General features: G+C 31.7%; 20 protein-coding genes and 1 pseudogene. 16 read left to right on the top strand and 5 right to left on the bottom strand.

Annotated elements, in window-relative coordinates; all coding sequences use genetic code 11:
- Positions 1 to 8 precede the first annotated feature (8 nt).
- The 14 genes and pseudogenes from hadB to T473_RS0111610 all read left to right on the top strand — a co-directional run bounded on the left by hadB (position 9) and on the right by T473_RS0111610 (position 17,436).
- Positions 9 to 1,235 (top strand): (R)-2-hydroxyisocaproyl-CoA dehydratase subunit alpha, encoded by a 1,227-nt coding sequence (gene hadB, locus T473_RS0111670; RefSeq protein WP_029791743.1) that lies wholly within the window; start codon positions 9 to 11, stop codon positions 1,233 to 1,235.
- Positions 1,235 to 2,362 carry a (R)-2-hydroxyisocaproyl-CoA dehydratase subunit beta gene (gene hadC / locus T473_RS0111665; RefSeq protein ID WP_024622058.1) on the top strand — a complete coding sequence of 376 codons (1,128 nt, stop codon included), beginning with the start codon at positions 1,235 to 1,237 and terminating at the stop codon, positions 2,360 to 2,362. The genes hadB and hadC overlap by 1 nt, the downstream gene beginning before the upstream one ends.
- A 147-nt stretch (positions 2,363 to 2,509) precedes the next feature.
- Positions 2,510 to 3,643: a putative isocaproyl-CoA dehydrogenase AcdB gene (gene acdB / locus T473_RS0111660; protein ID WP_024622057.1), complete on the top strand. Its 1,134-nt coding sequence runs from the start codon at positions 2,510 to 2,512 to the stop codon at positions 3,641 to 3,643.
- Positions 3,644 to 3,691: 48 nt separating this feature from the next.
- Complete coding sequence (etfB, locus tag T473_RS0111655) at positions 3,692 to 4,477, top strand: electron transfer flavoprotein subunit beta (RefSeq protein ID WP_024622056.1); 786 nt, start codon at positions 3,692 to 3,694, stop codon at positions 4,475 to 4,477.
- 25 nt (positions 4,478 to 4,502) lie between these two features.
- Positions 4,503 to 5,543, top strand: coding sequence for an electron transfer flavoprotein subunit alpha/FixB family protein (locus tag T473_RS0111650; protein WP_024622055.1), 1,041 nt, complete (start codon positions 4,503 to 4,505; stop codon positions 5,541 to 5,543).
- A gap of 333 nt (positions 5,544 to 5,876) precedes the next feature.
- On the top strand, positions 5,877 to 6,077 hold the full coding sequence (locus tag T473_RS19250) for a hypothetical protein (protein WP_242825932.1): 201 nt from the start codon (positions 5,877 to 5,879) through the stop codon (positions 6,075 to 6,077).
- Between the two features lie 17 nt (positions 6,078 to 6,094).
- A complete protein-coding gene (locus T473_RS16765) occupies positions 6,095 to 7,507 on the top strand; it encodes a sigma-54 interaction domain-containing protein (RefSeq protein ID WP_242825931.1) in 1,413 nt (470 codons plus the stop codon).
- A gap of 307 nt (positions 7,508 to 7,814) precedes the next feature.
- Positions 7,815 to 9,107, top strand: a complete 1,293-nt coding sequence (gene brnQ, locus T473_RS0111640) for a branched-chain amino acid transport system II carrier protein (protein ID WP_024622054.1) — start codon at positions 7,815 to 7,817, stop codon at positions 9,105 to 9,107.
- A 392-nt stretch (positions 9,108 to 9,499) separates the two neighbouring features.
- Positions 9,500 to 10,789, top strand: a complete 1,290-nt coding sequence (brnQ, locus tag T473_RS0111635; RefSeq protein WP_024622053.1) for a branched-chain amino acid transport system II carrier protein — start codon at positions 9,500 to 9,502, stop codon at positions 10,787 to 10,789.
- A gap of 714 nt (positions 10,790 to 11,503) precedes the next feature.
- Positions 11,504 to 12,793, top strand: a complete 1,290-nt coding sequence (brnQ, locus tag T473_RS0111630) for a branched-chain amino acid transport system II carrier protein (protein ID WP_024622052.1) — start codon at positions 11,504 to 11,506, stop codon at positions 12,791 to 12,793.
- Positions 12,794 to 13,045: 252 nt separating this feature from the next.
- Positions 13,046 to 15,216 (top strand): annotated as a pseudogene (locus T473_RS16760) (adenosylcobalamin-dependent ribonucleoside-diphosphate reductase).
- Between the two features lie 65 nt (positions 15,217 to 15,281).
- Complete coding sequence (locus T473_RS0111620; protein ID WP_024622051.1) at positions 15,282 to 16,052, top strand: ribonuclease HII; 771 nt, start codon at positions 15,282 to 15,284, stop codon at positions 16,050 to 16,052.
- 54 nt (positions 16,053 to 16,106) lie between these two features.
- Entirely contained in the window at positions 16,107 to 17,123 is a 1,017-nt protein-coding gene (locus T473_RS0111615) for an alpha-hydroxy-acid oxidizing protein (protein ID WP_024622050.1), read from the top strand.
- A gap of 73 nt (positions 17,124 to 17,196) precedes the next feature.
- The gene (locus tag T473_RS0111610) at positions 17,197 to 17,436 is read left to right on the top strand and encodes a hypothetical protein (protein ID WP_024622049.1); all 240 of its coding nucleotides are present in this window, start codon (positions 17,197 to 17,199) and stop codon (positions 17,434 to 17,436) included.
- A 112-nt stretch (positions 17,437 to 17,548) separates the two neighbouring features.
- On the opposite strand, the gene T473_RS0111605 is transcribed toward T473_RS0111610, so the two are convergent.
- From T473_RS0111605 to T473_RS19245, 5 genes are all read right to left on the bottom strand, one after another.
- Entirely contained in the window at positions 17,549 to 18,622 is a 1,074-nt protein-coding gene (locus T473_RS0111605; RefSeq protein ID WP_029791741.1) for an ABC transporter permease, read from the bottom strand.
- Positions 18,622 to 19,725 (bottom strand): ABC transporter permease, encoded by a 1,104-nt coding sequence (locus T473_RS0111600; protein ID WP_024622047.1) that lies wholly within the window; start codon positions 19,723 to 19,725, stop codon positions 18,622 to 18,624. The genes T473_RS0111605 and T473_RS0111600 overlap by 1 nt, the downstream gene beginning before the upstream one ends.
- Positions 19,726 to 19,729: 4 nt before the next feature.
- A complete protein-coding gene (locus T473_RS0111595; RefSeq protein ID WP_024622046.1) occupies positions 19,730 to 20,680 on the bottom strand; it encodes an ABC transporter ATP-binding protein in 951 nt (316 codons plus the stop codon).
- 130 nt (positions 20,681 to 20,810) lie between these two features.
- Complete coding sequence (locus T473_RS0111590) at positions 20,811 to 21,455, bottom strand: response regulator transcription factor (protein ID WP_024622045.1); 645 nt, start codon at positions 21,453 to 21,455, stop codon at positions 20,811 to 20,813.
- Positions 21,448 to 22,116, bottom strand: a complete 669-nt coding sequence (locus T473_RS19245; protein WP_242825930.1) for a sensor histidine kinase — start codon at positions 22,114 to 22,116, stop codon at positions 21,448 to 21,450. Before T473_RS19245 ends, T473_RS0111590 begins: the two co-directional genes overlap by 8 nt.
- A gap of 706 nt (positions 22,117 to 22,822) precedes the next feature.
- Here T473_RS19245 and T473_RS0111580 point away from each other — a divergent pair.
- The gene (locus T473_RS0111580; RefSeq protein ID WP_024622044.1) at positions 22,823 to 23,179 is read left to right on the top strand and encodes a YraN family protein; all 357 of its coding nucleotides are present in this window, start codon (positions 22,823 to 22,825) and stop codon (positions 23,177 to 23,179) included.
- A gap of 20 nt (positions 23,180 to 23,199) precedes the next feature.
- A complete protein-coding gene (locus T473_RS0111575) occupies positions 23,200 to 24,750 on the top strand; it encodes a YifB family Mg chelatase-like AAA ATPase (protein ID WP_024622043.1) in 1,551 nt (516 codons plus the stop codon).
- Positions 24,751 to 24,767: the final 17 nt, after the last annotated feature.

The raw sequence follows: 24,767 nt of genomic DNA, 5'->3' as shown, positions 1-24,767 counted from the left end.
GGATGAAAATGTCTGAAAAAAAAGATGCTAAAACAGTAATCAATGAGCTCTTAGCTGAGCAGTATGCAAATGCTTTTAAAGCAAAAGAAGAAGGTAGACCAGTTGGTTGGGCAACTTCAGTATTTCCTCAAGAATTAGCAGAAGTTTTCGACTTAAACTTATGCTATCCAGAAAACCAAGCAGCAGGAGTAGCAGCTAAAAAAGAATCTTTAGAGTTATGTGAAAAAGCAGAAGCGGAAGGATATTCTATAGACTTATGTGCTTATGCTAGAACAAACTTTGGTTTCCTAGAAAAAGGAAAAAGCGATACTTTAAACATGCCTACACCAGATTTTTTACTATGCTGTAACAACATATGTGACCAAGTTATCAAATGGTATGAAAATATCTCAAAAGAGTTAAAAATACCTATGATAATGGTAGATGTTCCTTTTAATAATGAAGATCATGTTACAGAAGAGAGAATTGAATACATTAAAGCTCAGTTTGAAGAAGCTATAAAAGAGCTTGAAAAAATATCAGGTAAAAAATTTGACCCTAAAAAATTCGAAGAAGTTATGAAGATATCTTCTGAGAATGGTAGACTTTGGAAGTACTCAATGAGTTTACCAGAAGGTTCTGATCCATCTCCAATGAATGGATTTGATCTATTTACTTACATGGCAGTTATAGTATGTGCAAGAGGTAAAAAAGAAACTACTGAAGCATTTAAGATATTGATAGAGGAATTAGAAAGCAATAAAGAGAACAAAGTATCTTCATTTAGAGGTGAAGAAAAGTACAGAATAATGATGGAAGGTATACCTTGTTGGCCTTCTATTGGATATAAAATGAAAACTCTAGCAAAATACGGAGTAAATATGACTGGTAGTGTTTATCCACACGCATGGGCACTTCAATATGAAGTTAACGACCTAGATGGAATGGCAAGAGCGTACAGCGGAATGTTTAATAATGTCAACCTAGATAAAATGACAGAGTTTAGAGTTAACTCTCTAAGAGATGGTAAATGTGATGGAGCTTTCTATCATATGAATAGAAGTTGTAAACTAATGAGTTTAATCCAGTACGAAATGCAGAGAAAAACTGAAGAAATAACTGGTATACCATCAGCTGGTTTTGACGGTGATCAAGCAGATCCAAGAGCGTTTACAAAAGCACAATTTGAAACTAGAATACAAGGTCTAGTTGAAGTTATGGATGAGAGAAAAAATCTTAATAGAGGTGAAATATAATGGAAGCTATTTTATCTAGAATGCAAGAAGTAGTTGATAATCCAAATGAGGTAATCAAAAAATTTAAAAAAGAAACTGGAAATAAAGCTATCGGATGTTTCCCAGTATACTGTCCAGAAGAAATAATACATGCAGCTGGAATGCTACCTGTAGGTATATGGGGAGGACATACTGAATTAGATTTAGCAAAACAGTACTTTCCAGCATTTGCCTGTTCAATAATGCAATCAGCATTAGAATTTGGACTTAAAGGGGCTTACAACGAACTTTCAGGAGTAATAATTCCAGGAATGTGTGATACATTAATATGTTTAGGCCAAAACTGGAAATCAGCAGTGCCACAAGTTCCTTATATAGCGTTAGTATATCCACAAAATAGAAAATTAGAATCAGGTGTAAAATATCTTGTAAATGAATATAAAAATATTAAAACTAAACTTGAAGAAATATCTGGACATGAGATAACAGAAGAAAAATTGCAAGAAAGTATAGAAGTGTACAACGAGCACAGAAAAGTTATGCAGGAATTCGTTGAGCTATCTCCTAAATATTCTAATACTATAAAACCTTCAGTTAGAAATTTAATTATAAAAAGTGGATTCTTTATGAAAAAAGAGGAGCATACTGATCTAGTTAAAAATCTAATTGCAGAATTAAACAAAAAGCCAGTTGAAGAGTGCACTGGAAGTAAAGTAATACTTACTGGTATATCTCTGGATTCAAAAGATATATTAGAAATATTAGAAGAAAACAATATGACTGTTGTAGGAGACGACTTAGCTCAAGAAACTAGACAATTTAGAACTTTAGTTCCAGATGGAAAAGATGCTCTAGAAAGACTGGCTAGACAATGGTCAAACATAGAAGGATGTTCATTAGCTTATGATCCAGATAAAAAACGTGGATCTATGATAGTAGATGAAGTTAAAAAGAAAGACGCTGATGGAGTTGTATTCTGCATGATGAAATTCTGTGATCCAGAGGAATACGATTACCCTGTAGTTAAGAGTGATATAGAGGCTAGTAATATTCCAACTCTATATATAGAAATAGATCAGCAAACTTCAAATAATGAGCAAGTTAGAACAAGAGTTCAGGCCTTCACTGAAATGCTTAGCTTAGCATAAACCATATTTGTAACAATCGAAATCTCTATGCTTAATAAACTAAGACATAAATTATAGGCAAATTTGAAGATAGCTATTATTTATAGAGATTTCGTTTTTAATAATACCTCATATCAAAAATAAGAGAATATAAAAATGGAGGAGACTATGTTATTTAATAAAGAGCAAGAACTTTTAAGAAAAGCCGTAAGAGACTTTGTAAGTAGAGAATTAGCGACATTACCAGAAGAAATAGATAAGACTGGTGAAATGCCGAGAGAGCTATTAGACAAAATGGCACAAGCTAAATACACAAGCTGTACTGTACCTGAGGAATACGGGGGGGCAGGTGCTGGATACGTATCGTATGCAATAATAATGGAAGAACTTAGTAGAAGATGTGCTTCTACTGGAACTTATGCAACTGCAGCAGCATCTCTAGTATCTTTACCGATACTTAACTATGGAAATGAAGAACAAAAACAAAAATATTTAAGAGGTATTGCATCAGGTGAAATGATAGGTGCATTTGGTCTTACTGAGCCAGGAGCTGGATCTGATGCTTCAGCACAACAAACTACAGCAGAACTTGATGGAGATCATTATATATTAAATGGTAGAAAAACATTTATAACAAATGCTCCTATATGTGACGTTGCTATAGTAATAGCTGTTACAGATAGATCAAAAGGATTAAAAGGAACAACAGCATTTATAGTTGAAAGCAAATGGGAAGGTTTCTCTTGCGGAGCTCATGAAGATAAAATGGGTATCAGAGGAACTCAAACTTCTGACTTAATATTTGAAAATGTAAGAGTACCTAAAGAAAATCTTCTAGGAAGAGAAGGTATAGGATTTAAAATAGCTATGAATACTCTTGACGCTGGTAGAATAGGAGTAGCTGCTCAAGCTCTAGGGATTGCTCAAGGGGCGCTTGATGAAGCTATAAAATACACAAAAGAGAGAGTTCAATTTGGAAAAACACTTTCAAAATTCCAAAATACACAATTTACTTTAGCTGATATGGAAACAAAAGTAAGTGCAGCTAGAGGGCTAGTTTACGATGCAGCACAAAAGAAAGATGCTGGAATAGAAATGACTAAAGAATCAGCGATGGCTAAATACTATGCAGCTGAAATTGCCAATGAAGTAGCGTACAAAGCGCTTCAATTACACGGTGGATACGGATTTATAAAAGATTATCCAATCGAGAGAATATACAGAGACGCTAGAATAATGTCTATATACGAAGGTACATCAGAAGTTCAAAAAATGGTAATCTCTTCAAGTATTTTAAAATAAACTCAGCATTTTAAAATAATTTATACTAGTTAAATGGAGGTAAAGACTTTGAAAATATTAGTTTGCGTAAAACAAGTTCCAGATACTAATGAAGTTAGAATAAACAAAGAGACGGGGACACTTATAAGAGATGGTGTTCCAAGTATACTAAATCCTGACGATGCAAATGGATTAGAAGAAGCTCTAAAATTAAAAGATAAACACGAGGGTTCAACTATAACTGTAATAACAATGGGACCTCCTCAAGCAGATTTTATGCTTAGAGAGTGTTTAGCTATGGGTGCTGACGAAGCTATACTGCTTAGCGATAGAGCATTTGGAGGAGCTGACACTTGGGCAACTTCAAATACTATAGCAGCAGGTATCAAAAAAATCGGCGACTACGATATAGTATTTGCAGGAAGACAAGCGATAGATGGAGATACAGCTCAAGTTGGTCCACAGATTGCTGAAAAACTTGATATACCTCAAGTCACTTATGTACAAGATTTCTCTATAGATGGAGATACAGTTACAGTTCAAAGACAGTTAGAAGATGGATATGAAGTTATAAAAGTTAAAAAACCAGTTCTTTTAACAGCTGTCAAAGAATTAAATGAACCAAGACATATGTCTGTTGATAAAATAGTAAAAGCATTTAAAACAGAAGTAAAAGTTTGGTCAATAGATGATTTAGATGTAGAAAAAGAAGAAGTAGGATTAAAAGCATCACCAACTAAAGTATTTAGATCGTTCACTCCTGACCCAAGAGGTAAGGGAGATATACTTAGAGGCAATCCAGAAGATATTGTCAATACAGTACTTGTAGGACTAAAACAAAAGCACATTATATAAGTTGGAGGTTAAGATGGATACAAAAATGAATGAAACTATAAAAGACTTTAGCTCATACAAAAATGTTTGGGTATTTGCGGAACAAAGAAATGGTGAAATAACACCAGTTGTTATAGAGTTACTAGGTGAAGGAAGAAAGTTAGCTGATGAAATAGGAGTAGGCCTTTGCGCTATACTACTTGGAAAAGATATCGATGGCTTAGCCAAAGATTTAGTTGCTTATGGGGCAGATACAGTTTACACTGCTGATGATGCACTTTTAGAAAAATACACAACAGATGCTTATACAAAAGTTATAACTGATGCAATAAACGAAATAAAACCAGAAATAGTTCTTTATGGAGCTACACATATAGGAAGAGACTTAGCACCTAGAATTGCATCGAGAGTAAGTACAGGCTTAACTGCAGACTGTACTAAATTAGAAATAGATCCAGAAGATAAAAAACTAAAACAAACTCGTCCTGCTTTTGGTGGAAATATAATGGCTACAATTATATGTCCTAATACAAGACCTCAAATGTCAACAGTTAGACCAGGAGTTATGGATAAAGCAGATAAAGATACTTCTAGAGATGGTAATATAGTTCCAATCGCTTTCAATATTAGCAAAGATGATATAAGAGTAGAAGTAATAGAAACAGTAAAAACAAAGAAAGATCTAGTATCTTTAACAGATGCAAATATAATAGTATCTGGTGGACTTGGAATAGGAGGTCCAGAAGGATTCGATATGTTGAAACAGTTAGCCGACAAATTAGGTGGTGTAGTTGGAGCATCTCGTGCAGCTGTAGATGCTGGATGGATAGATCACTCTCACCAAGTTGGACAGACTGGAACTACTGTTAAACCAAACCTTTATATAGCTTGTGGTATATCTGGAGCTATACAGCATTTAGCTGGGATGCAGTCTTCTGACTTTATTATAGCTATAAATAAAAATGAAGTGGCTCCTATACTTGATGTAGCAGATTATGGAATTGTTGGAGATGTTAAAGAGATAGTTCCTCTTCTTATAGAAAAACTTGATAGTGTTGACGATTTAGTAGCGCTTGTTAATGCTTAGAATTTGATAGAATATGTATAAAATTTATACTTTATAGGTAGGCCTAACCCAAATAATCCTTGTATATAAGAAGTTTTATTATTATATACAAGGATTATTTGATTCAGTTTCTAAATATATAGTTAATCAAATACAAGCTAAGTATTTACAATTAATTATATAAAAAACATAATAAAATATAGTAAATTCGACAAAATAACAAATTTAATAATAAATTAACAGTAAGAGCAAATATAAACATTTTAACGTGCTATAATATTGTTAAGTCTTAAAAGTTGTATTATATATTTCAACGGTTGATGTAATTTACTAATTTAGGAAGGGCTGAATAAAGTGTACAATGATTTTAGAGGCTTTATTAATCATTTAGAAAATCCAGCAATTTTATGCAGAGAAACTGGTGAAATACTTGAATTCAATGCACAGATGAAAAAGATTTTTAATTTTGTAGATGTGGACAAGCCATCGAATATAGGCGAATTAGACAGTACTTTTAATGGTAATGATTATTTTTCTAGCAATAGAAAAAAGTAAAACTTAGAGATTTAAATATGTTTGTAGATGTATACTCAATTAGAGACTATAAAAATGAGATCAAGTACATTTATCTCTTTGAAAAATCAATTATAACAGATAGTGTTGTAGAGGATATTATTGAACATATTGATGAGGTTATTGTTATATTCAATAAAGATGGTGTTATTGAAAAAATGAACAGTATTTGTGATGAGATATTACCTTTTAGAAGAAAAGATGTTCTGGGACGAAATATAAACAAGTTGGTTTATATGGGAATGGTAGAAGATCCAATAATTCTGAATATGTTAGATATTAAGAAAAAAACATATAAAAATATAATTTATCCTGGTGGAAAAGTAATAGCGTACACTGCTGTTCCTATATGTGATAATAAGGGAAATGTAAAGGGCGGAGTTCTTACAGGTAGAGATATATCTAGGGTTATAAATCTAGAATCACATGCCAAACACCATGGAGTAGTTGTAAATTCAGAGTACATAAGTAAAAGTAAAGTTATGGAAAATATTAAAAATGTTGTCAAAAGAGCTGCAGCTTCTGATTCATCGATATTTATAACAGGTGAATCTGGAGTAGGCAAGGAGATAATAGCTAGAGAGATATGTAAGTATAGCCCTAGAAGAGATAACCCATTTATAGCGATTAACTGTGGTGCGATTCCAAATGAGTTGCTAGAATCAGAGTTCTTCGGATATGAAGAGGGATCGTTTACTGGAGCTAAAAAGAGTGGAAGAAAAGGATTATTTGAACAAGCTAATGGAGGGACTATCTTCTTAGATGAAATAGGTGAGTTGCCACTTCAAATGCAGAAGAAGCTACTTAGGGTAATTCAAGAAAACACTATTACCAGAGTAGGAGGAAGCAAACCTATAAAAATTGACGTAAGATATGTTAGTGCTACAAATATTTCGAATGAAGATCTTCACGACAACTTAAAATTCAGACAAGACTTATACTACAGGCTTAGTGTAATTCCAATAAAAATACCGCCATTAAGAGAGAGGAAGGAAGACATAGTTCCTTTGGTAGAACATTTTTTGGAGCTGTACAATGGCAAATACAATAGAGAGATAGAGATTTCTCCTGATGTAATGAATTTATTAAATGAACATTCATGGCCAGGTAATATAAGAGAGTTAAAGAATATAATAGAAAGGTTTATAGTATTGTCAGTTAAAAATACTATAGGCGAAGATGAGTTTAACATGCTTTTAGATCTAGACAACTTATCGGAGGAAAACGATTTGACATCGCCGATCGTTATCAACGGTATTGTAAATCTAAATGATGCTTACAAGATAGTAGATCAAATTATAATACCTCGAGCTATTGATAGGTATGGCTCTATTACTAAGGCATCAGAGAAGATAGGAATAGATCCTTCAACAATACACAGAAAGATAAAAAGTGGACATATTAGTCTTTAGAATAATAGATCATTTTAATAGAGCAATACAAATTTTCGCGTTCTCGTGTTCTACTGATATTTTTGATGTATAACAAAATGTATATAGATACGAAAATATTATAAATTGTACAAATTTTGGAGTAAATTATAAATTAAAGGTATTTTAAAGAATTGTGCGAAAAATTTAACAAAAGAAATATAAGCTGCATAAATTTATTGACAAATACTTCGACAAAACATTATAATATTACACATGATCCTTAAGCTTGGCTTATGGATCATGGTATTATTTATAAAAACCAAATTAAGTAATGAGGAGGAATTTTATGGGTGGTAAACGAATGAAAGATATGATGGTAGTAGGATTTGCTCTGTTCGCTATGTTCTTTGGTGCAGGAAATCTTATATTCCCTCCATATCTAGGAGTTCTAGCGGGTACGCAGTGGTGGATCGCATTTTTAGGATTTGTTTTTGCAGACGTAGGACTAGCGTTACTTGCAGTATTAGCTGCGACGAAATTCAATGGAAATACGGAAGAGATGTTCAAGAGAGCAGGAAAAGGTTTGGGGATATTACTAGGTTGTGCCATAGTAATATGTATAGGTCCACTTTTAGCTATTCCTAGAACAGCAGCAACAACATATGAGATGGGTATTGTGCCAATCTTTGGAAGTGGATTTAGTCCGATTTTATTCTCGGTTATATTCTTCACTATAACTCTATTTTTAGCGATAAGACCTTCAAAGGTTGTAGATATAGTTGGACAATATCTTACACCAGCACTACTTGTAGCTTTAGCAATACTTATTATAAAAGGTATCTTTGCACCACTTGGTGAAATCAGGAACAGCACCTTGATAAACGGAGTATTTGCAGAAGGTATAGCACAAGGTTATCAAACTATGGATACGCTTGCAGCGATAGTATTCTCTACTGTTATTATACTTTCGGTAGTTGGCAAAGGTTATACTGAAGAGAAGGACAAACTAAAGATGACTGTAGGATCTGGAGTAGTAGCAGCTATAGGTCTTGCTCTTGTATATGGCGGTCTTGCATACCTTGGAGCAACAGTTTCTAAAGTATATGGTCAAGACATAGCTCAGACAGAGTTAATAGTTAGCATCACAGCCTCTCTACTTGGAGATACTGGTAAAATACTATTGGCGTTAATAGTTGGACTAGCATGTCTTACAACAGCTATAGGGCTATCATCTGCAGCCGGTCAATATTTCTCAGATATAACTAGAGGAAAGTTAAAATATGAGTATATTGTTATATTTGTCTGTGTGTTTTCAGCTATAGTTTCAAATTTTGGAGTAAGCACAATTATAAAATTTGCAGCTCCAATATTAAGCATAGTATACCCAGCTACACTTACTTTAATAATACTATCTTTATTTGGCGATAAAGTTAAAAACGATAATGTATTCAAGTGTTCTACATACATGGCGTTACTAGTAAGTGTCCTAACAGTTGCTACAGACTATGGAATCAATGTTCCATTTATAAATAGTTTACCATTACATGAAATAGGATTTAACTGGGTAGTACCTGTTCTAATTGCAGGAATAATTGGAAGCTTAATTCCTTCTAAAAGCTCTTTAGCTAAATCCAATTAAACTAAGTGAAATAAGATAATTTATTATAATCGTCGATACTAAAAGTATTGACGATTTTTTTACCTTATATAGCTTCATATTACACTTTTTACAAGCTAATTTGAACATATATAACAGATGTTTAAAATAGTTAACACAAAGTTAACCTTTTAACACAATGTTAACGCTATATGACAATACTCCCGTAAAATTACATGATATAATATTATTGCCACGAAAAAGCAAGAAAATATTCAAAAAAACTCAATATTAATAAATAGTGCTAAAGTTAGAGCTTTGGTTTCGGTTTATCATAATCTTGTAATACTACTTATAGTCTTAAAATATCTGAAAATTTTGAGAGTATAGTATTATTTATAAAAAATAAAGAAGTAATAGGGAGGAAATTTTGTATGGGTGGTAAACAAGTAAAAGACATGATGGTAGTAGGATTTGCACTATTTGCTATGTTCTTCGGTGCAGGAAATCTTATATTCCCACCATATCTAGGTGTTTTAACTGGTCCTCAGTGGTGGATATCGTTTTCAGGATTTGTTTTTGCAGACGTTGGTCTAGCACTATTAGCAGTAATTGCATTAATTAAGTACAATGGTAACGCAGAAGAGATGTTATCAAGATGTGGTAAGAAATTAGGTATCTTAATGGGAACAGTTATAGTTATATGTATAGGGCCTCTAGTAGCAATTCCTAGAACGGCTGCATCTACATATGAAATCGGTATATTACCGACAATAGGACCAGGATTTAATCCAATATTATTCTCAATAATATTCTTTGCGATTACTCTTGTTCTATCAATAAGACCTTCAAAGGTTGTTGATATAGTTGGTCAATATTTAACACCAGCGCTATTAGTAGCATTAGCTGTACTTATAATTAAAGGTATAATAACTCCACTTGGAGATATCAGACCGGATTCATTAATTGATGCAACGTTTGCAGAAGGTATAACTCAAGGATACCAGACTATGGATGCTCTTGCGGCAATTATCTTCTCATCAGTAATAATACTATCTGTAATTGATAAAGGTTATACTGAAGAAAAACAAAAATTCAAGATGACAATAGGTTCTGGTATAGTTGCTGCCGTAGGTCTATTCTTAGTATATGGTGGTTTAGCTTATCTAGGAGCTACAGTTTCTAAGCAATACGGTGCAGACGTAGCTCAAACAGAGCTAGTAGTTAAAATAACTGCTGCCCTATTAGGAAACGGTGGTAAAGTGCTTCTAGGACTTATAGTAGCCCTTGCATGTCTAACAACTGCTATTGGACTTGCTTCAGCAGCAGGACAATATTTTGATGACCTTACTAAAGGAAAATTAAAATACGAGTATGTAGTAATATTTATATGTGTATTCTCAGCTATAGTATCTAACTTTGGTGTTAGTACAATAATAAACTTTGCAAGCCCAATTCTTAGCATAGTTTATCCTGCTGCAGTTACAATGATAATACTTTCGTTATTCACTGAGAGCATCAAAAATGACAATGTGTTTAAATTTGCTACATATATGGCATTGTTAATAAGTGTTCTTACATTAATGGCTGACTCTGGAATGAGTATTCCAATTGTAAAGAGCTTACCATTTGCACCGCTTGGATTTAACTGGGTTGTTCCAGTTGTTGTAGCTGGAGCTATAGGTTTCTTTGTTCCAGACAAAAGTACAAAAGCAGCGGTATAGTAAGGTCATAATCAAGTAATAAAAACAAATAGCAATATATAAATAGTAAAAAATAAATAGTATAAATAAAATAGTATAATTTAGATCGTCGGTACAAGTTGTATCGGCGATTTTTTTTGTTTTAAAAAATACTACTTATATAATTATATTTGAGATTGATTGTTAAATCAATAAAAATTGATAATTATGTATATTTAATTAATAAAAACTATTATTTATTTTCTGATTTATGAATGACTTTCGTTCATCTTATGCTTTGATTCTATACTTTAAGAACAAATGCATAAACTGGTATAACGAAATCTTAACGAATTTAACATACAATTAACGCTAAACAACAATATTCTCCAAATAAAAAATGATATAATGTTGCTAAGATAAAAAATAGACTTAGGCAAAATAAAGAGTATATCTATACAAATATAGTAGTCTAAACCTTGTGAAACAGTCATTACAAATGTCGAAACAGTTATCTTTTATCAAAAAGTATCAATATATTTGTAAAAATTACCATGAGTGAGTATTTTACTTATATGGTATTTTTTTATAAAATATTGAATTTAAAGAATTTAGATAAAAATATAAAAAAAGAAATTTAAATTGCAAAAAACGACAAAAATGTTCTTTTAACTCTATTTAATGCTACTCAATCCTTAAAATTAGAGGATTGGAGTATTAATTATAAATTTAAATGGTAATAAGGAGGAAAATTTTATGGGTGGTAAACAGGTAAAAGATATGATGGTAGTTGGATTTGCTCTATTTGCAATGTTCTTTGGCGCAGGGAATCTGATATTTCCACCGTTCCTAGGTGTATTAACCGGAGCTGATTGGTGGATTTCATTCTCAGGATTTGTTTTTGCAGATGTAGGTCTTGCACTACTTGCAGTAATCGCATTAATTAAGTACAGTGGTAATGCAGAAGCAATGTTATCAAGATGTGGTAAAACTTTAGGTATTATAATTGGTAGTGCAATAGTAATCTGTATAGGGCCTCTAGTAGCAATTCCTAGAACGGCGGCTTCAACTTACGAAATAGGTATATTACCAACGATAGGACCAGGATTTAATCCAATATTATTCTCAATAATATTCTTTGCGATTACTCTTGTTTTATCAATCAGGCCTTCAAAGGTTGTCGATATAGTTGGTCAATACCTTACTCCAGCATTATTAGTAGCTCTTGCAGTTCTAATTATTAAAGGAATAATGACTCCGCTTGGAGATATTAGACCAGATTCACTTATCGATGCAGCATTTGCGGAAGGAATCACTCAAGGGTATCAGACCATGGATGCTCTAGCAGCGATTATCTTCTCATCAGTAATAATTCTTTCTGTAATAGATAAAGGATATACTGAAGAAAAAGAAAAGTTTAAGATGACGATAGGTTCTGGAATTGTTGCAGCTGTAGGACTGTTCTTAGTGTACGGTGGTCTTGCTTATCTAGGAGCTACAGTTTCTAAACAGTACGGTGCAGACATTGCTCAAACAGAATTAGTTGTTAAGATAACTGCTGCTCTGTTAGGAAATGGAGGAAAAATTCTTTTAGGCGTTATTGTAGCTCTAGCATGTCTAACAACTGCTATAGGTCTTGCTTCAGCGGCTGGACAATACTTCCACGACCTTACTAAAGGAAAATTAAAATACGAACATGTTGTTATATTTGTATGTGTATTCTCAGCAGTAATATCTAATTTCGGGGTTAGTACAATAATAAACTTTGCAGGTCCTATACTTAGTATAGTTTACCCTGCGGCTGTAACAATGATAATTTTATCGTTATTTACTGATAAAATAAAAAACGATAATGTATTTAAATTTGCAACATATATGGCACTATTAATGAGTGTTCTTACTGTTGCGATAGACTATGGATTCAATGTTCCATTTATAATGAATTTCCCTCTGGCTCCACTTGGATTTAACTGGGTAGTTCCAGTAGTAATTGCAGGAGCGATAGGATTCATGGTTCCTTCTAAAAGCTCTGCAGTTAGTAAGTAATTTAATTACAAAAAATGGTAATATATTTACAAAAATCAAAAATCGTTGGTACTCAGCTGAGTACTAGCGATTTTTATGTTTTTTCCAAAAATACTAGCCTTTAATATAAAAAATTAAATAGTATAATATAAGTATGAGTTTAATATACAATGTGACAGTGAAAAATAAAATATATAAAACTTTAAACAAAAAATGTTTTAGATTAACGAAAAGGGTTATTAATTAGATGTAGAAATTTTTTGGAGGGTGCTTATGAATCAGATAATAAAAAGAGACGGAACGACAGAAGTATTTAGCAAAGACAAAATAGAAGATGCAGTATATAAAGCGAGTTTAAATAGCGAAAAAGGTGCTGATCGAGAAATTGCGATTGAAGTTGCTGATAAAATAGATAAAGAATACGCGCAAGGTGGACAAAATCCATCAGTTGAAGAAATACAAGATTTAGTTGAAGTTTTACTAATGGAGACAGACAGAAAAGATATAGCAAAGCACTATATATTATATAGAGAGAAAAGATCTGAAATAAGAAAGAAATCTTGGGAGTTGGACGAGCTTCAAAGTTCTATTTGGAAAAACAAATACAGATTTAACAATGAAAACTTTGATCAATGGATTAACAGAATATCAAATAAAAATCCTAGAATATCAAAACTTATTAGACAGAGGAAGTTTTTATTTGCAGGAAGAATTTTAGCCAACAGAGGTCTATATAAAGCTGGTAAGAAGGTTACATACTCAAACTGTTATGTTATAGAGCCGCCACAAGATAGTATAGAAGGAATATTTGATACAGCTAAAAAACTAGCTAGAACTTTTAGTTATGGTGGAGGTGTTGGAATAGATATTTCAAAACTTAGACCAAAGGGCGCTTTGGTAAATAATGCCGCTAAGCATACTACTGGAGCTGTTTCATTTATGGATCTATACAGTTTAACAACAGGTCTTATAGGTCAAAGGGGCAGAAGAGGAGCCTTATGATTTCTATGGATGTAAGCCATCCTGAGATTGAAGAGTTTATAGATATAAAAACGGATTTAGAAAAAGTAACTAAGGCGAATATATCAGTAAAAATTACAGATGAATTTATGAAAGCTGTAAAAGAAAGAAAACCATTTGATTGCACATTCCATGTAGATACTACTGGTGAAACTGTAGTTAAAACTATGGATGCGTATAATTTATTCAACAAGCTTGTAAAAAATAACTGGGATTATGCAGAGCCGGGAATTCTTTTCTGGGATAGAATAGAAAACCACAACTTTATGAGTGAAGATGAGACATTCTCATTTGCAGGCGTTAATCCATGTGCTGAGGAACCACTTCCTAGTGGAGGAAGTTGTCTACTTGGATCTATAAACCTTTCTGAGTTCGTTATACAGCCTTTTGGTGATCATGCTACATTTGATATGAACAAACTAAAATCTTGCGTTAGAGAGTCTGTTATAGCGTTAAATGATGTACTTGATGAGGGGTTAAACCTACATCCTCTTGAAGAACAAAGAGAGAGTGTAGGAAAATATAGACAGATAGGTTTAGGGGTTATGGGGATCGCCGATATGCTTATTAAGATGAGCATGAAATACGGTTCTGATATTTCAATTAAATTATGTGAAGATATAGCTAAGACTATATTAAATGAATCAGTTAAACAATCGGCTTTAATAGCAAAAGAATACGGTCCATTTAGCGAGTATAAATACGATAAAATATCTAAATCAAAATTCTACATTGACAACTTAGATGATGAAGCTAAAGAAATGGTTGAAAAGTACGGTCTTAGAAACTCTCAACTGCTTACAATACCACCAACAGGATCTATATCAACTATGATTGGTATAAGTGGAGGAATTGAGCCGATATTCAACCTATCATATATAAGAAAGACAGAAAGTTTGCACGATGAGGATGTATACTACAAAGTTTACACTCCAATAGTAAAAGAATACATGGATATTAAAGGAATTACAGAGGAAGAAGATTTACCTGATTTCTTTGTAACTGCAATGAATATAGATTATAGTGGCAGAATAAAGATGCAAAAAGTATGGCAGGAATATGTTGATGCTTCTATATCGTCAACAATCAATATACCATTTGAAACTACTGTTGAAGATGTATTCAATATTTATATGGATGCTTGGGAAGCAGGGCTTAAAGGAATCACAATATTTAGAGATGGATGCAAGAGAAGTGGTATACTTATAAATGAGAAGCCAGAAAAAGACTCTAAAGATAAAAAAGGATCTAATAATGCTAAAGAAGAGTTAGCTTTAACTGTTGAAGAAGAAAATGTAGACCTTGTAAACGAAGAAATAGGTCAAAGTGAAAAATTTGTTTGCCCTGAATGTGGTAATGAAGGAATAGCTAACACAGGCGGATGTAGTATATGTCTAAAATGTGGTTACAGTGCTTGTAGTTAATACTAAATTTACTTTTGCTAGCTACTATGATTATTGGACAGGCAAACTTCATATAAGGAGACGTCATGGATAAGAAAAGTGTAAAAGAGATTAAAGAAGAAATAGAAAATTTAGAAGTAAGTAGATATATGGAATACATAGATATACTAAGATCAGATAATAGAAAATCAGTACAAAATTTAGCTCTTAAGCTAGCAAAAAAACTTGATAAAATTAGAGCCGAAGACGAAAGGCTAGAAAAAATAAATATATTTGAAAATGAAGGCTACAACAAAGGCTACCTGTATATAGGTGGTATAGATGAAGCCGGGAGAGGTCCTCTTGCAGGGCCTGTCGTGGCTTCTGTAGTAGTTTTCGGTAAAGATACAAAAATAGAAGGAATTGACGACTCAAAGAAACTAAGTGAATCAAAAAGAGAAGAGCTCTTTGAAATAATAAAAGATAAGTCTCTAGACTATGGAATTGGGATAGTTAATAACGAAGAAATAGACAGAATCAATATTTTGAATGCTACTTATTTAGCAATGCAAAAGGCAATAAATTGCTTAGAAAAAACTCCAGACTACCTGCTTGTAGATGCTGCACATATTCCAGGGATTGATATAGACCAAAACTCCATTATAAAAGGGGACTCGAAGTCGATTTCGATAGCCGCCGCTAGTATAATCGCAAAAGTGACAAGAGATAACATAATGTATCAGTATGATAGAATGTACCCAGAGTATGGATTTAAATCACATAAGGGGTATGGTACTAAAGAACATTATGAAGCCATAGATAAAAATGGTATTATTTCTATACATAGAAAGAGCTTTTTGAAAAAGTACTTTAAATAGTTAGAATTTTGTTATAATATTAAGTTAGCAATTATAATTATTGGGGGTTACGAGATGGATTACAAAGATGTTTTAAAGACTGCAAGAGAAAATTTTGATGGAACTTGTAGAGTCTGTAAGGATTGTAATGGTGTTGTCTGTGCTGGCGAAGTGCCGGGTATGGGAGGTAAAGGAAGTGGATCTTCTTTTATAGAAAATAGAAAAAGCTTAGAAGAAGTTAAAATAAATATGAGAGTTATACACAATGTAACTAATCCAGATACATCTATAGAACTTTTTGGTAAAAAGATGGATATGCCTCTATTTGCAGCTCCTATAACTGGGACAACTATAAATATGGGTGGGAAAGTCACAGAAGAAGAGTATATAAATGGTGTTGTAGAAGGCTGTAAAAATAGTGGAATATATGCTATGGTAGGAGATACAGCGGTTGATGCTTTCTTATTAGAAAATCTTGATACTCTAAAAAAACACAATGGCGATGGAATAGTATTTATAAAGCCTTGGGAAAATGAAAATATAATAAGTAAGATAAAACTAGCTGAAGAAGCTGGTGCATTTGCTGTTGGTGTAGATATAGATGCTTGTGGGCTAGTCACACTTTCTCTATACGGAAAAACTGTAACGGCAAAGACTGTTGATGAGATCAAAGAGCTAGTAAATTCTACAAAACTACCTTTTATATTGAAAGGCATAATGACTGTAGAAGATGCTTTAATGGCAGTAGAAGCAGGGGTTGATGCAATAGTAGTTACAAATCATGGAGGAAGAGTATTGGACTGCACACCTGGAACTGCGGAAGTGCTTCCTAAGATAGCTGAAGCAGTAAAAGGAAAAGTTAAAGTACTAGTAGACGGTGGAGTTCGAACTGGGGTTGATGTTCTAAAGATGATAGGTCTTGGGGCAGATGCAGTTTTAATAGGAAGACCTTTTGCAACAGCTTCATTAGGTGGAGCAACTGAAGGGGTAAAAACTTATGTAAACAACCTAAAGTCAGAGTTAAACAATGCAATGGTGCTTACAGGTTGCCAAAAAGTAGAAGATATAGATTCAAAAGTAATATACAAGTAGATCAAAATAATATTATTTAATAATAGTATTATCAAAATATAATTTTAGATTTTATTTTTGAGGAGGTATTTGTATGAATGAGAAATCTTATAAAGTAGCCTTAGATGAATTAAAGACTTTTGTAACAGAAAGAAAAGAAATGGTAATAAAGGCAGAAGACTGTATTGACAGATATATTATTGATAGATCATTGCCTCTAGAGTACAAAGACAAATGTGTTGAATGGCAGCAAGAGTTATCTGATGTCATTGAAAAACAATTGCTAGAAGCTAAAGAGTTAGCTGAGGTACTAAGTTCAAAAATAAATAATTAAGTGATAGAGAGATTTGTAAAAATAAGAGGGGTTGTATTTATGATTAATACAGCCTCTCTTATTTGTTATTTATAAGCATATTATTGAGATTATTAATCTATTTTTAAAGAATTTAATTTCTTGCGAAATCCCTTAGCTTAAAGCTTCCAGCAGTTATAAATACAAGCCCTATAAGAAGTATTGATATTAAATTCATCAAGATGTTGTTTGTTGACGTCAACGCATCTATTGTCCAGTAAAATGGAGTAAATTTAGCTAAGTTATTAATAATATCGGAATTAAACGATGGTATTATTTTATTAATACAAAGGGCGATACTGACTATAGAGTAGAATATGGCAAACATATTCATAGAAGCTAGATTTGATTCAGTTTTAAAAATTCTAACCATAAATATTACAAACCCAGTTGATGTAAAACAGTTTGCTAGTACAAGAGCAAGCATATTTAGATTTAATTCTACACCTATAATTATATTCAATAGAATTAGTAAAATGGAGTAAACAATTGCTTGTATTGTAAAAATACTAAAAAACAAACTGAACATTATTTTGAGATTTTTATTTTTAGTAGATAAAAGCCTAGTAAGAACATTTGAATATTTTAACTCTATAAGATCCTTTGATAAAGCGGTTGTCGATATATACATCATATAACAGATCATAAATACAATTAAAAAGGAACTGTCTGGAATAACTGATTTTTTTTCGACTATATGTGAAGTTATTTTGTTGTCTAGAATGCCAGGAGCTACGAGTTCTTTTAATGTATCATTTATATACGATTCAATCTCAGTTTCTGCAAGTAGACTCCCACTTCCTTTAGAGGTTTTTATACATTCTACTTTAGGTTTATTCTGTTTGTTTATATTTTTAGAAAAATCATTATCAAAAACAAATACTGCTGAAACTTCATTTTCTTTAAGAAGCTTTACCGCTTCTTCTTTTTGGTCTAGACTAAATATATTCTTCTCGAGATTCAATTTTCTAATCATACCTGATTCATACTCTCCGTTTTGATCTGCGACAATAGCGATTTGAGAAAAAATATTGGAGTCGCTTAAATCGTGACTTAGAAAATTTACACCTAGCACTACTACAAACGGCATCAGAGCCATAGAAACAAGTATAGAAGGATTTTTTATATATCTTTTTACATTTGCAAAAATAAGTTTAATTGTACTCATTATATCTCCCTCCAATTAAATTTTTCTTTTACAACTGTTAGAACTATTAAGACAAGCGATACAATAATACAGGTATTTACAGTAGTACTTATATTTGCGTAGTTATTGTATAAATTAAAATCACTAAACATCTCATTTATTAGGTATGTTGGTGATAAATTAGAAAACTTATCTATTAATGTATCAGAAAAACCGTTAAGCATTCCCCCAAATACAACCTCTAGTATTAATAGAAGGTATGTAAGGACAGATCCAATCCTCTTTGGAAAAACTGATGAAATGAAGCTTGATAATGTAGCTACAAATAGTGAAGCTACAGCAGAAAGCCAAATTACAACAGCAAGATTGCCTTTAAAAGTAATACCTAAAAATCTATAAAACATTATATAAAGTGTTAAGAATATAAAAGAATACAGAAATATTGATAGTGTATTGTGAAATAGAAGTTCTACTCTTGATACTGGCAGTGAGTAAGTTCTCTTATATAAGCCTGTATACTGATCTAGGTGAGCACTTACAGCATTTGACATAATCATCATTATAACTAAAAACCCCAATAAAGATAATGCGTAAAATTCATATGAATTTGGCATTATGTCTGGCTTTATATATTCAGTATCTAAAGCTTTTTTATTAAATATTTGTTCGAAATTGTAATTATCAGTAGCGTTCACTTTGTTTAGATAAAGCATTTCATGGTAGTTATCTAAAACGCCGCTTATTATAGTAGATTTATCTCTATTTTTATCATCAATTTCTTTAATGTATATATTACTTGGAGTTTTACTTTCTACATTACTTGAATAATCACCGGGAATTAAAATTTCTATGTTTGAATCTTTTTTATTATTGACTATATTTACTAATCCATTTAAATCGTTTTTTATATAATTTTTCAGATTCTCGGAATAAGTAGTGTTGTCTTTGTCGACTATATTTACATTGAATTTCTCAATATCGGCTGGACTATTAAACATACTATCAGTTATAGTGCCCATAAACCCAGCTAGAAATAGAGGTAGGAGCAAGAGCGTAGCAATATACATAATAAAGTTATTTTTTATTCCTTTAAAAAAGGTTTTAATAGAAATATAAATTTTCATATTATTACTCCTGTTCTTGAGTTTTAAATTTTTTACCTGTTAGATTTAAAAAGACATCTTCAAGACTTGGTTCGTTGTACGAGATTTTAATTATGCCTGAGTCGTTATTTTCTATAATGTTTAAAGCACTTGTCAGTTCGAAATTTTTATCTATCATAAATGATAGACTATAGCCAGTATTTTCTTTTAGTGAAACAATTCCTTTTGTTTGTAAAAGCTCTTCAATAAGAGTTTTAGTTATATTTTTTAACTCTAAATCTAAAACACTATTTGATGATACCAGAGATTTTAGATAGACTTTATCTCCAAACGCAACTTCTTTTCCTTCGTCTATTATAAAAACCTTTGAACATAGATTTTCTACCTCTTCAATGTAGTGGGATGTATATATTACAGTTGTTCCTTGTTCTTTAGAAATCTTTTTTACAAATTTGAATATTTGATTTCGCGATTGAGTATCCACACCAACAGTAGGTTCATCTAGTATTAATATTTTTGGATGATTTAGTAGTGCAATAGCTATATTAAGCCTTCTTTTCATACCACCAGATAGCTTTTTGACCTTCTTTTTCTTTACATATTCAAGGCCGGTGATCTTTAAGGCTTCATCGATTCTTTCGTATAGATCTTTTCTGTTTAAACCATAAAATACCCCAAAATATTCCAAATTATCAAAAGGAGTTAGATGTTCCATTATAGCTAATTCTTGTGGAACAAGACCTATAATAGATTTGGACTTTATCGAGTTTGTTCTTAAATCTAAACCATTTATCTCTACCTTGCCGCTATCGGGAAGCATAAGGTCTGAAATGATACTTATAAGCGTAGATTTTCCAGCCCCATTTGGGCCAATTAAGCCAAAAATTTCACCTTTTTCTACTGATAAACTTACATTGTCTAGTGCTAATTTATCTTTAAATCTTTTAGTGATATTGTTTATTTTTAAAATATTCATTAAATCACTCCCTTAAATTTTGTTTATGTTTATAGTTTAAATTAATTCTTAGACTTTATCTATTACGAAAAGTCATAWAAAAAATGACTTAAGTCATTTTTTATAAGTTCTATTGGATTTTTAATTTTATCTATACTACAATTTTATTTTTGAACGCAAATATCGCAAGTTGAGTTCTGTCTCTTAGCTCTAACTTTCCTAAGATGGTGCTGATTTTATTTTTAATCGTTCCCTCTGATAAAAATAAAATTTTACTTATCTCTTTATTGCTAAGACCTTCTGCTACTAACTTGATTATATCCATTTCTTTATTGCTTAAGTTTAGCTTATTAAGCACATCGTTACTTGGTACAGATTTCTCTGTAGATATAATTTTCTCTGCGATATCTTTAGCTAGTACAATATTTCCAAGATTAGAAGATCTAATACCCTCATGAATTATTTCATCAGAGCTGTCTTTAAGAAGATATCCAGACGCTCCATAGCTCATGGCATCTTTAATATAGTCATCATCGCTAAAGGTTGTCAAAATAAGTATGTTAATTGACTTGTCGAACTCTTTGATAAGTTTTGTTCCTAAAACCCCTGAGCAAATTTTCATTCTTATATCCATTAGAACTAAATCGACTTCATTGTTTTTACAAAATTCTAGAGCTTCATATCCATCACCTACATCGCCGACTATATCTAAATCGTCGTATGAAGATAGTATTATTTTAAGACCTTGCCTAATAAGTTTTTCATCGTCAACTATGAGTACTTTAATTTTATTCAATAAATCCGCCTCCAAATATTCTAGGTACTGTAGCTTTAACTGTAAATCCACCTTGAGAGTTTAAAAACTCTACCTTACCATTTAATTCGTAAATTCTCTCATTTATACTATTTATTCCATTGCCCTTGTCAATTTTGATGCAACCTATACCATTGTCACTTATGGTTGTAATAACATCGCTTTTATTAAACATAATGTAAATTTTTACTTCACTAGCCTTACCGTGGCGTAAAGAATTGGAGAGCGACTCCTGGATAACTCTATATAAAGTTATTGATTGCTTTTGAGATAGAGACCAAGTATTTTTGGATATAGTGAGTTTTACATCACAGTCTGTGAGTTTTTTGAAATTTTCTACTAATTCTTTTATCTTAAATAAATTCTGATAATTTTCGTACTCATCGGGTTTTAAATCAGTAACAGCATACCTAACTTCTTGAAAGCTCTCTTTTACAAATTCTCTAAGCCCAGAAACTAGTTCTGCCACTTCGGGTATGTCTTTTAATAATTTTTCAATAGCGCCTAGCTGAATTATAGTTGTAGACAGAGAGTGACCAACACTGTCGTGGATTTCTCTTGATATTCTATTTCTTTCTTTCAAAATAGCTAGTTGTTCTACAGAACTCGCATATACTTCTAAATCCTTGTTATTTCTTTTCAATAAATCCTTGGATATCTTCAAATTTTCATTTATATTTAAATATTTTATTTTAGAGAGATATTCACTATTTATATATTGGCACAATACTAAAACAATAGAATAGATAAAAAATGACTCTAAAGCGTAAAAATACGAAGTCTTATAGCTTAGGTATACCCCTAAGATTAGCGATGCTATAAATAATGTGTATTTGTAATTTTTATCGATAAAGAAAGAGATATCTACAATTAAAGGTATTAAAAATAAAGTATTAAAGTTTTTGATATAAAAGCTTAATATAATCAACAAAATAAATTCTAAAAACATTGAAATAAACAGAGGAACTTCCTTGTCCTGAAAGTTAAAGAATCTAACTTGATTGTTTATAACTATAATAAATAATAAAACTATTACAATATCTGGAGCTTGGCCCAATTTTGATAGTGAAAAAGCTATTATCATAACAAGGCATATGTACCTTATATAAATAATTAGTTTGTTTTTTGTAAATATAATAAACCACCTCCTATAATATATTTAAAACTACAAAACTACATTATTTAGTTAATTATATCTTACAGAATCGTAAATAGTCTATAAGTTATTGAATTGTTAACTATTATAAACTTATATGTAAAAAATCTCTTAACTGTAAAGCTGAATACTTACTACAAGTGATGACGATAATTAAAATAATTAAAATATTTTGAATCGGAGATGGTGTAGATTGAAAAGTAAAGCTTCAAACAAAGAGAAAGGCGATTTTGGAGAGGTTGTGGCATATGAGTATTTGACTAAAAATGGCGCAGAGATACTAGAAACAAATTTTTCTAGCAACTTTGCAGAGATAGATATAATAGCTAAGTTAGATGGGCAGTTGGTCTTTGTAGAAGTTAAATCTAGGACTAGTCTAAAATTTGGTTATCCTTCAGAATCCGTTGACCTAAAGAAGAGAAGAAAGATCATACAGCTAGCACAATTCTACATTTCAAAAAATAATTTATTCGAAATACCTGTGAGATTTGACGTAATCGAAGTGTTTTTAATAGAGACAAAACTTAGACATATAATTAATGCCTTTTAATAAATGTGAGGAGAGTGTTTATGTTAAGCATTGTGAATTCAAGTAATTTAATAGGTATAGATAGTTTTTTAGTAAAGGTAGAAGTCGATATAACAAATGGGATACCAAGTTTTCATATTATAGGACTTCCAAGTACTGAAATAAAGGAATCCAGAGAACGAGTAAAGTCGGCAATTTTAAATAGTGGTTATAAATTTCCAAGCTCAAGAATAGTTGTAAATTTATCGCCAGCAGATTTAAAGAAAGAAGGAGTATTTTTAGATCTATCCATATGCGTTGGTATATTGAGAGGAAAAATTAATACTGAAAATAAGTTTATCGAAGAAAGTTTGTTTATAGGTGAGATATCTTTAGATGGTAGTATAAAAAAAGTAAGAGGAATACTTCCGATGATACTTGGAATAAAAAAATACAGTATTAAACGAGTTTTTATTCCTGTAGGCAATCACAAAGAGAGCAGTTTTATTGACGGTATAGATATTATACCTGTAAAAAATTTGAGTGAATGTATTGAGATATTAAATAATTTACATAAGATTAAAAAATGTAAATATAAAGATTTAGATTTAAAAATTTATCCAAATTATTCGCAAGAAGGAGAAGATATATATGAAGAAGACTTTTCAGATATAAAAGGTAACTACTTTATAAAAAGAGGTGCAGAAATATGTGCATCAGGAAATCACAATATGCTTATGATTGGGCCTCCTGGCTCTGGAAAGACAATGTTGGCTAAAAGAATAAGAACAATACTTCCAGATATAACAAAAGATGAGATGATAGAGGTCAGCAAGATATACAGTGTACTTGGGTTGATAGATCCAGACAAAGGGTTAGTTGATAGAAGACCATTTAGATCTCCACACCATACAGCGACTAAACAAGCGCTTGTAGGTGGTGGAAGTGATGCAAAACCTGGTGAAGTAACACTAGCACATAGAGGAGTGCTTTTTTTAGATGAATTAGCAGAATTCGATAGGAAAATATTAGAAACTCTAAGACAACCTATAGAAGAGAAATACATAAATATATCGAGGCTTAAAAACTATATAAGATACCCATGTAATGTGCTTTTAGTAGCAGCAATGAACCCTTGTCCGTGTGGTTACTACATGTCAAACACTGAATGTAGGTGTAGGAAGTATGAAGTGGATAGATATCACTCTAGAGTTTCCGGACCGCTCTTGGATAGGTTTGATATTTTTGTTGAAGTAAATCAAGTTTCTTTTGAGGATTTTAACGACAATAGAAAATATGAGAGCTCAGATGTAGTAAAATCTAGAGTAAGTAAAGCAAGAGAAATACAAAAATTTAGATTTAAGGGAAGCGATATTAAAGCAAATAGCGAAATAAAATCTTCTTATTTAAATAAATATTGCAATATGAATATAGATGCTGAAGTAGCCTTAAAAGCTATTTTTAAAAAATATAATTTGAGTAATAGAAGCTATACTAAACTTTTGAAGATGTCTAGAACTATAGCGGATTTAGAGGGCAAAGAAAACATTGGTTATGAGAATATTATAGAGGCTTTTTCATTTAGAAAAGCCTTTTATAACTATTTTAAATAATAACTTTCTGAGGTGTG

It is taken from the genome of Clostridioides mangenotii TR (assembly GCF_000498755.1).
Classification (GTDB): Bacteria; Bacillota; Clostridia; order Peptostreptococcales; family Peptostreptococcaceae; genus Metaclostridioides; species Metaclostridioides mangenotii_A.
This window is presented reverse-complemented; position numbering and strand designations above follow the sequence as displayed.

Excerpts from the sequence above, each read along its gene's own strand:
- T473_RS0111595 (WP_024622046.1), bottom strand. The coding sequence starts at position 20,680 with ATGAATATTTTAAAAATAAACAATATCACTAAAAGATTTAAAGATAAA.
- brnQ (WP_024622053.1), top strand. The coding sequence starts at position 9,500 with ATGGGTGGTAAACAAGTAAAAGACATGATGGTAGTAGGATTTGCACTA.
- T473_RS0111600 (WP_024622047.1), bottom strand. The coding sequence starts at position 19,725 with ATGAAAATTTATATTTCTATTAAAACCTTTTTTAAAGGAATAAAAAAT.
- acdB (WP_024622057.1), top strand. The coding sequence starts at position 2,510 with ATGTTATTTAATAAAGAGCAAGAACTTTTAAGAAAAGCCGTAAGAGAC.
- T473_RS0111575 (WP_024622043.1), top strand. The coding sequence starts at position 23,200 with ATGTTAAGCATTGTGAATTCAAGTAATTTAATAGGTATAGATAGTTTT.
- hadB (WP_029791743.1), top strand. The coding sequence starts at position 9 with ATGTCTGAAAAAAAAGATGCTAAAACAGTAATCAATGAGCTCTTAGCT.
- T473_RS16765 (WP_242825931.1), top strand. The coding sequence starts at position 6,095 with ATGTTTGTAGATGTATACTCAATTAGAGACTATAAAAATGAGATCAAG.
- T473_RS0111620 (WP_024622051.1), top strand. The coding sequence starts at position 15,282 with ATGGATAAGAAAAGTGTAAAAGAGATTAAAGAAGAAATAGAAAATTTA.
- T473_RS0111615 (WP_024622050.1), top strand. The coding sequence starts at position 16,107 with ATGGATTACAAAGATGTTTTAAAGACTGCAAGAGAAAATTTTGATGGA.
- T473_RS0111650 (WP_024622055.1), top strand. The coding sequence starts at position 4,503 with ATGAATGAAACTATAAAAGACTTTAGCTCATACAAAAATGTTTGGGTA.
- hadC (WP_024622058.1), top strand. The coding sequence starts at position 1,235 with ATGGAAGCTATTTTATCTAGAATGCAAGAAGTAGTTGATAATCCAAAT.
- T473_RS0111605 (WP_029791741.1), bottom strand. The coding sequence starts at position 18,622 with ATGAGTACAATTAAACTTATTTTTGCAAATGTAAAAAGATATATAAAA.
- brnQ (WP_024622052.1), top strand. The coding sequence starts at position 11,504 with ATGGGTGGTAAACAGGTAAAAGATATGATGGTAGTTGGATTTGCTCTA.
- brnQ (WP_024622054.1), top strand. The coding sequence starts at position 7,815 with ATGGGTGGTAAACGAATGAAAGATATGATGGTAGTAGGATTTGCTCTG.
- T473_RS0111610 (WP_024622049.1), top strand. The coding sequence starts at position 17,197 with ATGAATGAGAAATCTTATAAAGTAGCCTTAGATGAATTAAAGACTTTT.